Source organism: Alkaliphilus pronyensis (genome assembly GCF_009017275.1).
Taxonomy (GTDB): domain Bacteria; phylum Bacillota; class Clostridia; order Peptostreptococcales; family Natronincolaceae; genus Alkaliphilus_C; species Alkaliphilus_C pronyensis.
Genome location: NZ_WBZC01000056.1, coordinates 35,049 through 49,478 on the forward strand (window position 1 = coordinate 35,049; position 14,430 = coordinate 49,478).

Genomic DNA, 14,430 nt, shown 5'->3' on the forward strand with positions numbered 1-14,430 from the left:
AATGCAACATCCTGTCTTAGTTTTCAGCTTTGCAGCCTCCATGCTGCAAAATTACGCTAATTGAATAGTCGTCAATGTGTACTTCTAATGCCTCAGTCAAATATTATCTAAATTTCTTTATAAGCTAATTTGTTCATATTATATTAGACTTAAACACCCCCAATTTCCAGTGAAACTTGGGGGTGTTTTTGTTTTAAAGTATTACTTATTCAGTTACACTTAAATCTATAAAGTTAAACTCATTTACATCAAACAGGCCTACATCTGTTAGCTTTATTTCGGGTATTACTGGAAGTGCTAAGAAGGATAAGGTCATAAAGGGGTCTATATCTTTACTAACCCCTAGCTTATTATATGCTATATCCAGCATTTGGTTTAATTGAAGATTAACCTCCTCCATAGTTCCATCAGAAATCAATCCCCCTATAGGTAATGGCAGGGATTTTAAAACCTGTCCATTTGAGGTTATAGTAATACCTCCCCCTAATTCCTCTACTTCTTTTATAGCCAGTAGTATATCATCATCGTTATCTCCTATAACAATTAAATTATGGGAGTCGTGGGCAATTGTTGAAGCTATTGCCCCGCCCTTTAGCTTAAAGTCCTCCACTAATCCTAAGCCAATATTTCCAGTAGCCCTATGTCTTTCTATTACTGCCAGCTTTAAAATATCTAAGCTTTTGTGATATTTAAAGGCTCCATTTTCTGTTTCTACCTTTCTAACAGCCCTTTCTGTTACAAGACTATGGGGTAATAGCTTAATTACATTAACTATATCTGATTTAACCTCTAGCCTTAAATCCTCTTTATTTATCTCCTTCATTTTTACAGTATTTATAACATCTGAGTAATTCTGAGGGACTACGTCAAAGGTTGCTCCCATATCTTCTGCTACAGGCTTACCATTTTTAAATACCTTACTAACCTTAAAGCTATGCAGGTCTTCCAATACAATGATATCTGCCTTATATCCTGGTGCTATAGCCCCAATATTTTTTAGCCCATAGCATTCTGCAGCATTAATTGTTGCCATTTGAATAGCTGTTATGGGGTGTATACCTTTCTTTACAGCTAATCTAAGGTTATTATCAATGTGTCCTCCCGTTAATATATCATCAGGGTGTTTATCGTCTGTACAAAATAAGCATCTTCTTGAGTTTTCTTTAGTAACTGCAGCTACGAGGGTTTCTAGGTTTCTTGCTGCCGAGCCTTCTCTTATTAAAATATATAAACCTAGCTCAAGTCTATTTTTCATTTCTTCTAATGTTGAACATTCATGCTCTGTTCTTACACCTGCAGCCACATATGCATTTAAAGCTTTTCCATCTATGTTAGGGCCGTGACCGTCAATCATCTTATCACCGGCAGTAATGATTTTATCCAATATTTTATTATTGGCTGACACTACTTCAGGATAATCCATAAGCTCCCCTAGGCCTAGTATTCTATCATTATCTATTAGTTTTGCAAGCTCTTTAGCCTCTAAAACTGCTCCAGCATTTTCAAATGAGGTTGCTGGCACGCAGGAGGGAAGCATAATAAATACGTTAAGTGGTAAACCCTCACTTGCCTTTAAAATAAACTCTATCCCATTAATTCCACATACATTGGCTATTTCATGGGGATCGGCTATTATTGTTGTGGTACCTCTGGGAACTATTGCCCGAGCAAACTGTCCCGGTGTTACCATGGATGATTCAATGTGTACATGAGCATCTATTAAACCAGGTGCTAGGTACTTTCCTTTAACGTCATACTCATCTACACCTTCATATGAACCTATTCCAACAATAAATCCATTATCTATTGCTACATCTCCCTCGATTATCTCGTGGGAAAATACATTTACAACCTTAGAATTTTTTAATACTAATTGGGCTTTTTCTCTACCTGCTGCAACATCAATTCTTCTCTTGATCATTTCCTTCATTTTTACTACACACCCCTCTCTTTTACTTTTAATGCCTTTAGTAGCCTTTCAGGAGTAACAGGTATCTCCTTCATACGAACTCCTACTGCATTGTATATGGCATTTAGTATAGCAGGTGCTACTGCAACCAATACAGGCTCTCCTATTCCTTTTGCTCCATAGGGACCTGTAGCTTCTGGTTCTTCAATAATTATTTTATCTATATCTGGCATATCTAAAGCAGTGGGAATTAAGTAGCTTGTAAATCTATCATGCTTTATCCTTCCACTTTGTAGATTTATGTCTTCCATTATTCCATAGCCTAAGCCCATAGAGAAGCCACCATCTATCTGCCCTTCAATAAGCTTAGGATTAATGGCTCTTCCAACATCCTGACCACAGACAGCTTTAGTTACCTCTACAATACCTGTTGTTGTATCAACCTCAACCTCAATACCATAAACTGAGAAGGTATAGGGATAATATGGATTTCCTTGCCCTGTTTCTGCATCCATCTCCGTTGTGGAGGCGGTAAATATCCCATCCATTCTAAGGGCTTCGTCGCCATTTAACTTAGCCACCTGTAATAGATAGTCTTCTATATTTTCTGTACTTATTCCATATCTTTTTTCTAATATATTAATTATTTCATTTCTTAGTTTTTCTGATGCCAGCTTAATTGCATTTCCAGTGTTGTAGGTCTGTCGGCTGGCGGCGGCAGTTCCAGCATCGGGAGTAATACTTGTATCCTCGCAGATAAAGACAATGCTACTGAAATCAACTCCTAATGCCTCTGCTGCTATCTGGCTTAGTATTGTTTTGGCCCCTTGACCAACCTCTGTAGCTCCAACATATATATATATATTTCCATCTGTACCCAATTCTGCAATTGCTCTTGAAATATCAGGAAATCCATTTCCATATCCTGTTCCATAAAATGTACTTGCATAGCCTATTCCTCGCTTCTTCAATTTAAACACCCCCTACAACGGATTTTTTCATCTGCTTTTCAACCTCTTTTATGGTTCTTTCTAGGGGTATACTTTCTTCAAGTATCTGTCCTGTTGCTGTAGTTGAGCCCTTTTTAAAGCAATTTTCCAAACGAAACCTAATAGGATCAATATTTAGCCTTTCTGCCAGTATATCCATCTGTTGTTCATGGGCAATAGGAACCTGCGTTGCACCGAAGCCCCTCATTGCACCAGCAAATGGATTATTTGTATAAACAGCATAGCTATCTACCTTTACATTAGGTATCTCGTAGGGCCCAGTTGCATGAACACCAGATTTTCTAAGAATGTTTATTGCCCAAGATGCATATGCTCCAGTATCTCCAACTATTGTAGCCTCCATTGCTATAAGCCTTCCTGCCCTATTGGCACCAGTTTTATACCTCATTATCATTGGGTGCCTTTTTGAGTGGGCAACAAAGGATTCTTGCCTGGTATATATTGCCTTAACTGGTCTTCCGATAAGTCTTGTAGCCAGAGCTAAGTGAATCTGCATTGTTATGTCTTCACGTCCACCAAAGGCTCCTCCCACTGCAGGGTTTATAACCTTAACTTTATCTAATGGTATTTTAAGTGCCTCTGCTATTTCCAGTTGATCAAAATGGGGATATTGTGTTGATACACATACTACTACTGTGTCGTTTTCAAGATATGCAATACCAGCCTCTGGCTGTAAAAAGGCATGATCCACCATTGAGGTTTTGTACTCCTCCTCTACAATAACGTCACACTGCTTAAAGCCCTCTTCTATATCTCCCCTTCTTAACTGGTATTTGTATATTATATTACTTTTATCGTGGACCTTTGGTGCTTTTTCATCCATTGCCTTTATTGGGTCAAAAACTGCCTCCAGTTCTTCATACTCTACCTCAATTTCTTCTAATGCCTTAGTAGCTGTCTTCTCACATGTTGCCACAACAAAAGCGATTGGGTCACCAATTGACCTAACCTTTTTAGCACAAAAAACCTCATGATCCTTAAAAAGCACCCCATGATGATTATAGGGGACATCCCTATAGGTTAGTATTTTTATTACCCCTGGTATTTTCTCTGCTTTTTTTGTATCAACCTTTATATTGGCATGGGGCTTTGTTGATCGAAGAGTTTTTCCATATAACATATTGTCCATGTACAGGTCTTGAGGATAAGTGGCTTTTCCCGTTACCTTAGCTAATCCGTCAACCCTTATTATGTTTTTGCCAACTGTTTCTAGCTTCATTTTGTCTCCCCCTCTTCTTTAAGATATTTAGAAGCTTTATCAATGGCATCTACTATTTTATTGTAGCCAGTACATCTACAAAGGTTTCCAGATATACCTTCGCGTATCTCATTTCTGGTTGGTGCAGGTTTTTTATCAAGTAAAGCCTTTGCCGATAGTACCATTCCCGGGATACAGAAGCCACATTGAACTGCACCCTCTTCTAGGAAAGCTTTTTGGATGGGGTGTAGAGCTTCACCATTGCCTACCCCTTCAATAGTAATTATTTCTCTACCCTCTGCTTGAAAGGCTAAAACCATACAGGAGTTTACCGTTTCTCCGTCCATAATAACGGTACAGGCACCACATTCTCCTTCACCACAGCCTTCTTTAGTGCCAGTAAAATGAAGCTTATCCCTTAATAAATCTATAAGACGCATATCTTCATTTATATCTACTACATATTCTTCACCATTTATGTTTAATGCTATTTTCTTCATTATAGGTTCTCCCTTCTAAAGCCTAGAATTTTCTATGGCTTTGTTAAGTGCTACTGTAAATACTCCCTTCACTGCTTCTCTTTTAAACTCTGCACTTGAGCGACCCTGTAGGCGATTATTTACCTCTTCTTCTAAAAGCTGGCTACCTATTTCAATTGTCTCGCTGGTTAAGGGTTTTCCTTTAAAATAGTTCTCTACTACCTTCTCTCTTAATCCGTGTCTACCAAGTGAACCATTTGCAATCCTCATATCCCTACATTTTGAATCCTCTGATATTTCTAAATATACTGATGTGCAAATCCTTGAAATGGCTAAAGCCTTCCTTAAACCAAGCTTATTAAATCCTAGCCCTTGATTTCTCTTAAGCTCTTTAAACTTTACCTTTACTAGTAGCTCATTTTTACTCAATGCAACCTTACCCTTATCCGTAATAAAGTCATTGAGCTTAATCTCCCTTATGCCATTACTCCCTGCAATAACCAAAACTGCCTCCAATGCTAAAAGTGGTGGAATAAAATCTGCTGCAGGTGATGCATTACATATGTTGCCTCCAACAGTTGCTGCATTCCTTATCTGTGGAGAACCAACTGAAGCCGCTGCATCAATTAAGCCTTTGTATTTTTCCTGTAGCATTGTAGCATTTACAACCTTTGTAAAGGTAACACCTGCTCCTATTTCTATCCAGTCTTCTCTTTTAGTTATTTCTTTTAGCTCCTTAATTGATGAGATATCTATTATAACTGAAGCCGATTCTTTACCCTCTCTAAGGCTTATAATTAAGTCTGTTCCACCTGCAATAATTTTTGAGGTCTCTTGATAATGGTCTAAAAGTTTAATTGCTTCTTCAACTTTACTGGGCTTAAAAACTTCATTTATCTCCATAATTATCATTCCTCCTTATAAGAAAAGGAAGCTTTGCTTCCTTATGATCTAAAATATAAATTAGTTATTTTTTAACATTTGCCAGCTTGATTTGTTGACTAATTAATCTATTTGCATCCTTTAATATTTCCTTTTCATTTAGCGTTAATAGCCTACGGTCCTTCATGAGAATTTCCCCATCAATAATTGTAGTTTCAACGTCAGACGATTGTGCAGCATACACTAGCCTAGATACTATATCAACCTCTTCACTTGGGAAGGAGTGTAATTTATCAAGATTCATTATGACTATATCTGCCTTCTTACCCTCCTCTAGGCTACCGATTTTATCTGATAAGCCCATTGCCTTTGCTCCACCAATAGTAGCCAATTCAAATACTTGATGGGCAGGCATTACAGTAGGACTCAATAATCTTGCTTTTTGTATTAGTGCTGCGCTTCTCATTTCTTGGAACACATCTAGGTTATTGTTACATGGAGCACCATCGGCGGCTATTGAGACTACCGCACCCATATCTAACAATTCTGGTATTTTTGCAATGCCAGAGGCCAATTTCAGGTTAGAATTTGGACAATGGGAGATTCTTGTTCCTGTTTCTGCTAATATTTTCATTTCCGCTTCATCAAGCCATATGCAATGGGCTAAAATTAATTTTTCGCCTGTTAGTCCTAGCTTATGGAGATAAATAACATTCCTCATGCCTCTGTCTTTTTGGACCAGTTCTATTTCCCCTCTATTTTCAGAAGCATGGGTGTGTATCATTACTCCGTGCTCTTTACTTAAATCCCTAACCTTAACAAGTAATTCCTCTGTACAGGATACAACAAATCGTGGAGCAAAGGCGTAGTTAATTCTATTGTTACTTTTACCATGCCACTTTTTCAAAAGCCTAACACTTTCCTTAATAGATTCTTCTGTATCCTCCATTAATGTAGCTGGCACCCCTGCGCCATAGTCCATCATGCATTTACCTGCATGGGCTCTAAGTCCACCCTCTTCAATAGCTTCGAATATTGAGTCTGTGTGGTTTACAGTGCCCATATCAATAATTGATGTTGTTCCTCCTTTAATTAACTCTGCAATGCCTAGCTTTGCAGACACATAGTTGGATTCTGCTGTATGGGAGCCTTCTAAGGGCCACACCCTTTCCTTTAGCCAGTCTAGTAGCTCTAAGTCATCTGCTTGACCCCTATATAGGGCTTGGGTTAAGTGAATATGAGTTTGGATAAGGCCAGGTATAACAACTTTTCCTTCAGCATCAATAATTTCAGCATCCTCAATATTTAAGTGGGGAGATATTTTTTCAATCTTATCTTTGTTTACTAGAATATCTCCTTTAACTATTTCTCTCTTTTCATTCATAGTTACAATAGTTCCATTTTTTATTAGTTTTTTCTTCATGAGTTAGGTCCTCCCTGTGTAATGTATCCCCCTCTATATGGGTACTTATTAAAAACAGCTGTTTACATTTGCCTTTTGCAGCTGTTTTTAATAGCTACCCATAATGCTATTTATATGCTCCCATCAAGGGATGGGAGCATATATTATATTATATTAGCTTTTCTACAAAGTGCTTTAATATGAAGATTCCAGTTAAAGCGTACATTATAATAGATACATCTTTACCTTTACCAGTAAATAGCTTTAAGAATACATATGACATAATACCAAATACTATACCTTCTGCGATACTAAAGGTAAATGGCATCATAACTATTGTTAAGAAAGCAGGTATTGCTTCAGTGTAATCTTCTAAATCTATCTTAGTAATAGGTGTCATCATAAATAATCCTACAAGAATAAGTACTGGTGCAGTTGCTTCTGATGGAACAATTAGAAACAGTGGAGCTAAGAATAATGATAATGCAAATAATACACCAGAGGTTAAGGCTGTTAAACCTGTCCTTCCACCTTCAGCAACACCAGATGCACTTTCTACATAGGTTGTAACTGTACTTGTTCCTAAACAGGCCCCTACAGTTGTACCAATAGCATCTGCAAACAAAGCTTGCTTTGCCTTTGGTAATTTTCCGTCTTTGTCCAGCATATCTGCTTTAGAAGCTACCCCCACAAGAGTACCTAAAGTATCAAACAGGTCAACAAATAGGAAGGTAAATACTACTATAAGCATATCTAATGAAAAAATTTGACTAAAATCAAACTTAAAGAAAATTGGTGCTAATGAAGGAGGTGCACTTATTATTTGGCTAGGCATTGGAGTTATTCCTAAAGGAATACCTATAGCAGTTGTGGCTACGATACCAATAAGTAAAGCACCCTTAACCTTTTTAGCTAATAAAATACCAGTTATTACAAGACCAACTAATGCAAGTAAAACACCTGGACTCCCTAAGTCTCCTAGAGTAACTAGCGTAGATTCATATGCTGTTACAATTTTTGCATTTTTGAAGCCTATTAAAGCAATAAATAAACCTATACCAACACTTACAGCATGCTTGATATTAAGTGGTATGCTATTTACAAGGGCCTCTCTTACATTAAAGAAGGTCAATAATAAGAAAATAATACCTTCAATTAAAATTGCAGTTAGAGCAAATTCCCAAGAGTATCCCATACCAATTACTACTGTAAAGGCAAAGAATGCATTTAGACCCATACCTGGAGCTAAAGCAAAAGGATAATTTGCCAGAAAAGCCATAGCAATTGTTGCAATTGCAGCAGACAATGCAGTAGCAGTAAACAATGCATTAAAATCCATACCTGTGGCGCTTAGAATGTCTGGGTTAACTACTAAAATATACGCCATTGTCATAAATGTTGTAACACCAGCTAAAATTTCTGTTTTAACATTTGTTTTATTTTCCTTCAGCTTAAAGGTCTTTTCTAAAAAGCTATTTTCCGTTTGTAACTTTGTACTCACTTTAAAGCCCCCTTTTGGTTTACAATGATAAAAAACAATTATGCCCACCAAGCTGTCTGACTTTATGAATAGCTGTTATTTTTATTTCTCCCCCCTTCCTTTACCTCCTTATTCAACAACTGGAGGTAAAATCTCAAAGTTATTTACATCAATTAATCCTTGATCTGTTATTTTCCATTTTGGACTTGTTGATAAAGCCAAAAATGATAAATGCATAAATGGAGCGTGGACTTTACAACCTAGCTGCTCTTTCACTGTGTTTTCTAAGGTGGCAATCTTTTTACTCACCTCAGGACCTGTCAGTTCATCAGTAATTAATCCACCAACTGGTAGTCTTAAATCTTCGATAATTCTACCATTTTTTGCGACTGCAATTCCTCCACCTATTTCAATAACATGATTAATTGCTGCAACCATATCTTTTAAGTTGGTTCCTACTGCCATAATATTATGGGTGTCATGGGCAACACTTTCGGCAAAAGCTCCCTGTTCTAGTCCAAAGCCTTTAACAAAGGCTTTTCCTATACTGCCATTTCTACCATATCTCTCAACGCAAACAATTTCAAGTGCATCCTGTTTAACGTCAGGCATTGCTGCACCCTGCTGTGTTTTTACCCTTAATTCTAAACTTTCAGATAAATTTTGATCTGGAATTAAACCTATACACCTTACAGTAGCTTCATTTCCTGATGCACTAATCTTTAGGTCCTCTTCCTTTAAAGGTTTACATTTAACTGAGTTTTTAACATTATCTGGGTATGTGTATTTTGGTAAATCTATCAGTAGCTGACCTTGTGATGCAACCAATTTACCTTCTAAGAACACTGCTTCAACCTTCATTTCATTTAGGTCACTTATTACTGCTATATCAGCTAGGTTTCCTGGAGACAAAATTCCTCTATCCTTTAATCCAAAATAGGTTGCAGGATTTATAGTAACCATTTGAATAGCTTCTACTGGGTTAACACCCTCTGCAATGGTTCTTTTTACTATTTCATTCATATGTCCTAGCTTTTCTAAGTCCTCTGCCACCATATCATCTGTTGCTAAAATACATCTTCTTGAATCTAGTCCTTCCTCGGTTACTGCCCTAATACATTCTGCCATATTTCTTTGGGTAGAACCTTCCCTCATGAAGACATATACTCCTTGTCTTAGCTTTTCAACACATTCTTCCTTAGTAGTAGTTTCATGACAGGAGCATTCACCTGCAGTTGAAATAATATGGGCCGCCAATTCATTTCCAAAAAGCTCTGGAGCATTTCCATCAACTATTTTACCAATGCTTCTTGCATAAACTGTTGATGCTAATAGGTCTGTTATTACCTCTGGTGTATTTCGATATACGTGTTTAGCATTACTGAAGCCCTGTAATTCTCCAATTCCTATAACATTTGGGTAGTTTAATATTTCTGCCATGTCCTTAGAGGTTACATCATAGCCAGCTGTCTCAAGGCCTGGACAATCAGGTGTTAAGGCAGGTACAACTAGGTGTACATGATTAGGTACCAAGCTAGCCTCCTCTGCCATAGCCTTCATTCCAATAGGGCCTAGTGCATTACCTATTTCATGAGGGTCAGCAACTAATGTAGTGGTTCCAGAGGGAATTGATAGTCTAGAAAACTCTGTAACTGTTAACATACTACTTTCAAAATGCATATGGGAATCAATAAACCCAGGTGATAAATATTTGCCCTTCACATCGACTACAATGGTTTCAGGTCCAATCAATTTATCTGCATCTCCAACCATCAATATATAATTACCTTTAATGGCAATATCCGCCTTGTATATCTCTCTTGTTAAAACATTAATTACATTACCCTGGTACAATACTATATCTGCAAAATGCTTGTCAGACATTAAAACATCAATTAATTCTCTATATTCCATAGCTTGTTTTATTTTTTTTGCATCTAACAATTTCTGTCCCCCCTCCTTTATTTTTTGTTTGTTAAGTCTCTATATAAATCTATATTGTCAACTATGCCTATAATCGCTGCATCAATAGGGGATTGAAGCTTTTCTGCTGCATGTCTAGCTGCTGTTCCCTTTGTATATATTATAAGCTCTCCAATTCCTGCACCTACAGTATCTACTGCTACTAATGGCTCGCCAACAGTCTCTTCATTAACATTAACTGGTTGAGTAAGCATAAGCTTGCAGCCAATTAATCTTTCATCCTTTCGCGTAGCTACTACAGTTCCAATGACTCGGCCGATATTCATTGTACCCTCTCCTTTTAAATGGAGTGTTATTTTTTAATAATTTTTACTCCTATTGCCTTTGCAGTGTCTGTTGCTAAGGGAGTAACGATTGAGCCCAAAGGAATAATCATTTCTCCATTAGATGTATTAGCTGCTAAAACATCCTTCTCTGTTATAACTCTTCGACCTTTGTCTAGCTTTACATCTTCCTTACCTAAATCAATCTTTTCAACTTTTTTTAGTGACTTTATATTGCTTGTCCTATCCTCTACTTCAGATAAAAGCGCTTCTGCAATAAGTGGTGTTTTGAATTCTTTAACTCCCATGCCTTCTAATTGCTTAATGACTTCTCTAATCTTTTCCTGCAAAAACAAATTATTAGTTTTTTTTCCTTTATACTGCATTAAATCCTTTAGATTCATCCATATAGGCTTTTCTTGCCATAGTGCTTGCCATAATAGCCTAGGTATTAGCTGATCCTGTATTCCTGATGCAAGTTTAAAGGCTGTGTTTTGTGTAGCTAAAGGTACCAATATTCCATCTATAGCTTCTATAAACTCCTCCTTGACTAAATCAAGGTCTTCTGTATAGACTTCCTTTGGCATTAGTAGCCTAGATATTTCCTTTACATTGTAGATTTTTTCTCCACTATTGGATACGACAATATCCATTGTAAAGCCGTGCTCCTTCAGGGCAACTAATTCCTTAATAGAGTTTTCCAAACCTATATTGGTACCAGTTAAAGCAACTAATAGATGTTTGTTTCCAGTAGATTGGAGGGAGTTAATATTTTTTATCATTAAATGCTCAATAATCCTTTGAGTATGATTATATCTATTCATTTTTTCCCTCCCTATTTATTGGTAGGAAGCTCTTTTAACAATAATTATTCTCCCTTTAATAATACTCTCTCAACTTCTGTGTGAGGTCTTGGGATTACGTGTACTGAATGAAGCTCTCCAACTACTCTAGCTGCTTCTGCTCCTGCATCTGTTGCTGCCTTAACAGCTCCTACATCACCTCTAACCATAACTGTAACAAGACCATAACCTATTTTTTCATAACCAACTAATGTAACATTTGCAGCCTTAACCATTGCATCTGCTGCTTCTACTGCTCCAACTAATCCTTTTGTTTCAACCATGCCTAATGCTTGACTCATTTTAATTCCTCCTATTTTTTAATTTCTTTGTTTGCTTCTGTTTTTTCCACTTTTGTAGCTTTTGTATTCTCTGTCTTAGTATTAGTTTGCTTTTTATTAGCTTGCTTTTTATTTTTTATGTTTTTTTCAAAGGTCTTGATTAGCAAGTCGACCTCCTCATGGGGTCTTGGAATTACGTGACAGGATAAAACCACTCCTATCCTTCTTGCTGCTGCCTCTGCGGCTTCTACCCCTGCCTTAACTGCTGCTACTTCGCCAGCAATTTGAACAGTAACACTTACAGCTTTACCTGCTCCAATCACTTTTTCATACCCAACAAGCTTTACATCTGCAGCCTTACTTGCTGCATCAAGGGCTGTTGCTGCAGCCGTTAAACCTACTGTTTCTATCAATCCTAATGCTGCCCTCATTGAAACACCTCCTATTTACAGTCCCTATTTAGAAGAACCCTTATTTCCTAGGAAATTAAGAGACTTCAAGTCAATAAAGGTACCGGTATTTACATGTTTCTTTACATAAGCCTCTTTCTTTTCAGGAGGATTATTATTATTGGCCTTTTTATAATCTTCTCTTTCTTCTATTACTTTACCTGACTTAGCAGCAAGCTCAGACAATGAAGTATGCTTAGTGCTATAGCTTTTGCTTACTGAAGGTCCCTTATCCCTAAAGCCTTCAGCCTTCTTGCCTTTATACATCAGGTCAATTAATAATCTCTCTTCTTGTTCCTTTAAATTACTTGTTTGCTGTGGATCACTATAATTATTGCTTTTTTTTAAGCTCTTACTGGCAATGTTATTCATTATAACCCTTGTTAATGGATTTGCCAAACCTATCACCACCATTTGTTTTAGTTACTTAGTCCAGTAGATTGTCTACCTCATCATGGGGTCTTGCAATTACGTTGGATGAGATAATTTCTGCTAATTGACCAGCTGTCTCTAATCCATTGGCAACTGCTGCTTTAACAGCTGCTACTTCTCCCGTCACAACAACCGCTACAATACCTGAGCCAACATAGTTAAAATCGGTAATTTTTACGTCGGCAGACTTAACCATTGTATCGGCAGCTTGTATTGCAGCTACTAAGCTACGTGTTTCTATAAATCCCAGTGCTTGCCTCATACTGCATTACCACCCTTACTTTAATTTAAACCCTGGAAGGTATTTACTAATATCTATATTTTCATATCCAGGAATTATAGCCTTCTCAAATCTTGTTGCTAGTTCTCCAAGAGGCTTAGTCGCATCTATTCCAACCTTATCCGTCACCCCTTTAACAGTATGGGATGGCTCTAGGCCTGACCCTAATGCTCCAGGGATAATAACTAAATCCTTTGATGCCTGCATTCTTGTAGCTATAGCCCATTCTATATCGGTTGGATCAAATATATCGACGTCATTGTCTACAATAACCACGTGCTTAACATCTTTACTGCTGGCTAAGGCACCTATTATTGCACTCTTGCCATCTCCTTCAGTCTTTTTATTAATTGAAACAAAGGCATGGAATCTACATCCGCCAGCAACAGTTACGTTTACATCATTAACATCAACAAGTCCTTTAACTGAGCTATATAACTCTATTTCCCTAACTAAACCATTTGATAGATGTTCCTCTCTACAGGGAAATGCAGTTTGGAATATTGGATTATTTCTATGCATTACTGTTTTAACTTCAACAATAGGATGGGGTCCTACGGCACCATAATAGCCCATTAATTCTCCAAAAGGTCCTTCTATTTCTCTTTTGTTTGGTGGCATAATTCCTTCTAATACAATTTCTGAATAAGCAGGTACCTCTACATCTATACTGTGACATTTTACAAGCTCTATTGGCTCTCCCCTTAAGGCACTGTCAACTTCATATTTATCTACCCCATAGACTTCACTACTTATTTGAGAAGCTAATAATAGGCTATAGTCATATCCTAGAACAATTGCAACCTCCAATGGTTTATTTTGCTTTTCCATATCAAGAAATTGTCTTGTTGCTAGAGGTGAAGCAACTAGTATGCTGATTTCATTTCCTTTATTAACCTGTAGCCTTCTTACAGAAACATGACTCTGGCCTGTTTCTGGGTCCTTTAATACCACTAGACCAGCAGTTATATAGCTTGAGGAATCCTTCTCATGAAAAGTAGGTATAGGGAACATTTTTTGAAGGTCAATATTTCTAGTAATTATGTTTTCCATAACAGGTCCCTTATTTAAAACTCTAGTGGGCTTTGGATTTGCAATTGCATCCATAAGCTTAAAAACCCTTTCTTCATGGGTTGTAGCCAGCATTTCGTAGTATATGCTCCTCTCGCCAAAAAGAGCTCCAACTACAGGCATTTTACTGCCTTTTACTTTATTAAACAGGATAGGAACTTCATTTTTATAGTGTTTTAAGACTGCTCCCAGCTCGAATTTCGGGTCAACCTCAACATTACATTCTTGCAGATATCCCTTTCTTTTTAACTGTTCCATTGCAGCCCTAAGCATTTGTCTCTCCATCTATTCCCTCCTTTCTATAAGTACTCTTAACTTTTCACTTTTCACTTTTCATTTTTAACTCTTAACTCTTAACTCTTAACTCTTAACTCTTAACTCTTAACTCTTAACTCTTAACTCTTAACTCTTAACTCTTAACTCTTAACTCTTAACTCTTAACTTCCAACCCTGCTTCATTAGAGAAGGA

Annotated in this window: 15 protein-coding genes; all 15 read right to left on the reverse strand. The window is 37.2% G+C overall.

Annotated elements, in window-relative coordinates; all coding sequences use genetic code 11:
- Positions 1–205 precede the first annotated feature (205 nt).
- Positions 206–1,930 carry an adenine deaminase gene (ade, locus tag F8154_RS12680; RefSeq protein ID WP_151861994.1) on the reverse strand — a complete coding sequence of 575 codons (1,725 nt, stop codon included), beginning with the start codon at positions 1,928–1,930 and terminating at the stop codon, positions 206–208.
- Positions 1,931–1,935: 5 nt separating this feature from the next.
- Positions 1,936–2,880 carry a xanthine dehydrogenase family protein molybdopterin-binding subunit gene (locus F8154_RS15560; RefSeq protein WP_151861995.1) on the reverse strand — a complete coding sequence of 315 codons (945 nt, stop codon included), beginning with the start codon at positions 2,878–2,880 and terminating at the stop codon, positions 1,936–1,938.
- 1 nt (position 2,881) lies between these two features.
- Positions 2,882–4,138, reverse strand: coding sequence for a xanthine dehydrogenase family protein molybdopterin-binding subunit (locus F8154_RS15565; protein ID WP_151861996.1), 1,257 nt, complete (start codon positions 4,136–4,138; stop codon positions 2,882–2,884).
- The gene (locus F8154_RS12695; RefSeq protein ID WP_151861997.1) at positions 4,135–4,617 is read right to left on the reverse strand and encodes a (2Fe-2S)-binding protein; all 483 of its coding nucleotides are present in this window, start codon (positions 4,615–4,617) and stop codon (positions 4,135–4,137) included. Before F8154_RS12695 ends, F8154_RS15565 begins: the two co-directional genes overlap by 4 nt.
- Positions 4,618–4,632: 15 nt before the next feature.
- Positions 4,633–5,499, reverse strand: a complete 867-nt coding sequence (locus tag F8154_RS12700; protein ID WP_151861998.1) for an FAD binding domain-containing protein — start codon at positions 5,497–5,499, stop codon at positions 4,633–4,635.
- Between the two features lie 64 nt (positions 5,500–5,563).
- Positions 5,564–6,901, reverse strand: a complete 1,338-nt coding sequence (locus F8154_RS12705; RefSeq protein ID WP_151861999.1) for a 5'-deoxyadenosine deaminase — start codon at positions 6,899–6,901, stop codon at positions 5,564–5,566.
- A gap of 148 nt (positions 6,902–7,049) precedes the next feature.
- Positions 7,050–8,381 carry an NCS2 family permease gene (locus F8154_RS12710; RefSeq protein ID WP_243141249.1) on the reverse strand — a complete coding sequence of 444 codons (1,332 nt, stop codon included), beginning with the start codon at positions 8,379–8,381 and terminating at the stop codon, positions 7,050–7,052.
- A 108-nt stretch (positions 8,382–8,489) separates the two neighbouring features.
- Positions 8,490–10,304: an adenine deaminase gene (gene ade / locus F8154_RS12715; RefSeq protein ID WP_243141250.1), complete on the reverse strand. Its 1,815-nt coding sequence runs from the start codon at positions 10,302–10,304 to the stop codon at positions 8,490–8,492.
- A gap of 17 nt (positions 10,305–10,321) precedes the next feature.
- Positions 10,322–10,609, reverse strand: coding sequence for a EutN/CcmL family microcompartment protein (locus F8154_RS12720; RefSeq protein WP_151862000.1), 288 nt, complete (start codon positions 10,607–10,609; stop codon positions 10,322–10,324).
- Positions 10,610–10,635: 26 nt separating this feature from the next.
- Positions 10,636–11,430, reverse strand: a complete 795-nt coding sequence (locus tag F8154_RS12725; RefSeq protein ID WP_151862001.1) for a flavoprotein — start codon at positions 11,428–11,430, stop codon at positions 10,636–10,638.
- Between the two features lie 44 nt (positions 11,431–11,474).
- A complete protein-coding gene (pduA, locus tag F8154_RS12730; RefSeq protein ID WP_151862002.1) occupies positions 11,475–11,750 on the reverse strand; it encodes a propanediol utilization microcompartment protein PduA in 276 nt (91 codons plus the stop codon).
- Positions 11,751–11,761: 11 nt separating this feature from the next.
- Positions 11,762–12,160, reverse strand: a complete 399-nt coding sequence (locus F8154_RS12735) for a BMC domain-containing protein (protein WP_151862003.1) — start codon at positions 12,158–12,160, stop codon at positions 11,762–11,764.
- 24 nt (positions 12,161–12,184) lie between these two features.
- Positions 12,185–12,592, reverse strand: coding sequence for a hypothetical protein (locus F8154_RS12740; RefSeq protein ID WP_192930298.1), 408 nt, complete (start codon positions 12,590–12,592; stop codon positions 12,185–12,187).
- Positions 12,593–12,605: 13 nt separating this feature from the next.
- Positions 12,606–12,872, reverse strand: a complete 267-nt coding sequence (locus F8154_RS12745; RefSeq protein ID WP_151862005.1) for a BMC domain-containing protein — start codon at positions 12,870–12,872, stop codon at positions 12,606–12,608.
- 15 nt (positions 12,873–12,887) lie between these two features.
- The gene (locus tag F8154_RS12750) at positions 12,888–14,246 is read right to left on the reverse strand and encodes a UbiD family decarboxylase (protein ID WP_151862006.1); all 1,359 of its coding nucleotides are present in this window, start codon (positions 14,244–14,246) and stop codon (positions 12,888–12,890) included.
- Positions 14,247–14,430: the final 184 nt, after the last annotated feature.

What these genes read in the sequence shown, in the direction of transcription:
- ade (WP_151861994.1), bottom strand. Translation starts at nt 1,930, where the DNA reads ATGAAGGAAATGATCAAGAGAAGAATTGATGTTGCAGCAGGTAGAGAA.
- F8154_RS15565 (WP_151861996.1), bottom strand. Translation starts at nt 4,138, where the DNA reads ATGAAGCTAGAAACAGTTGGCAAAAACATAATAAGGGTTGACGGATTA.
- F8154_RS12695 (WP_151861997.1), bottom strand. Translation starts at nt 4,617, where the DNA reads ATGAAGAAAATAGCATTAAACATAAATGGTGAAGAATATGTAGTAGAT.
- F8154_RS12700 (WP_151861998.1), bottom strand. Translation starts at nt 5,499, where the DNA reads ATGGAGATAAATGAAGTTTTTAAGCCCAGTAAAGTTGAAGAAGCAATT.
- F8154_RS12705 (WP_151861999.1), bottom strand. Translation starts at nt 6,901, where the DNA reads ATGAAGAAAAAACTAATAAAAAATGGAACTATTGTAACTATGAATGAA.
- F8154_RS12720 (WP_151862000.1), bottom strand. Translation starts at nt 10,609, where the DNA reads ATGAATATCGGCCGAGTCATTGGAACTGTAGTAGCTACGCGAAAGGAT.
- F8154_RS12725 (WP_151862001.1), bottom strand. Translation starts at nt 11,430, where the DNA reads ATGAATAGATATAATCATACTCAAAGGATTATTGAGCATTTAATGATA.
- pduA (WP_151862002.1), bottom strand. Translation starts at nt 11,750, where the DNA reads ATGAGTCAAGCATTAGGCATGGTTGAAACAAAAGGATTAGTTGGAGCA.
- F8154_RS12735 (WP_151862003.1), bottom strand. Translation starts at nt 12,160, where the DNA reads ATGAGGGCAGCATTAGGATTGATAGAAACAGTAGGTTTAACGGCTGCA.
- F8154_RS12740 (WP_192930298.1), bottom strand. Translation starts at nt 12,592, where the DNA reads ATGGTGGTGATAGGTTTGGCAAATCCATTAACAAGGGTTATAATGAAT.
- F8154_RS12745 (WP_151862005.1), bottom strand. Translation starts at nt 12,872, where the DNA reads ATGAGGCAAGCACTGGGATTTATAGAAACACGTAGCTTAGTAGCTGCA.
- F8154_RS12750 (WP_151862006.1), bottom strand. Translation starts at nt 14,246, where the DNA reads ATGGAGAGACAAATGCTTAGGGCTGCAATGGAACAGTTAAAAAGAAAG.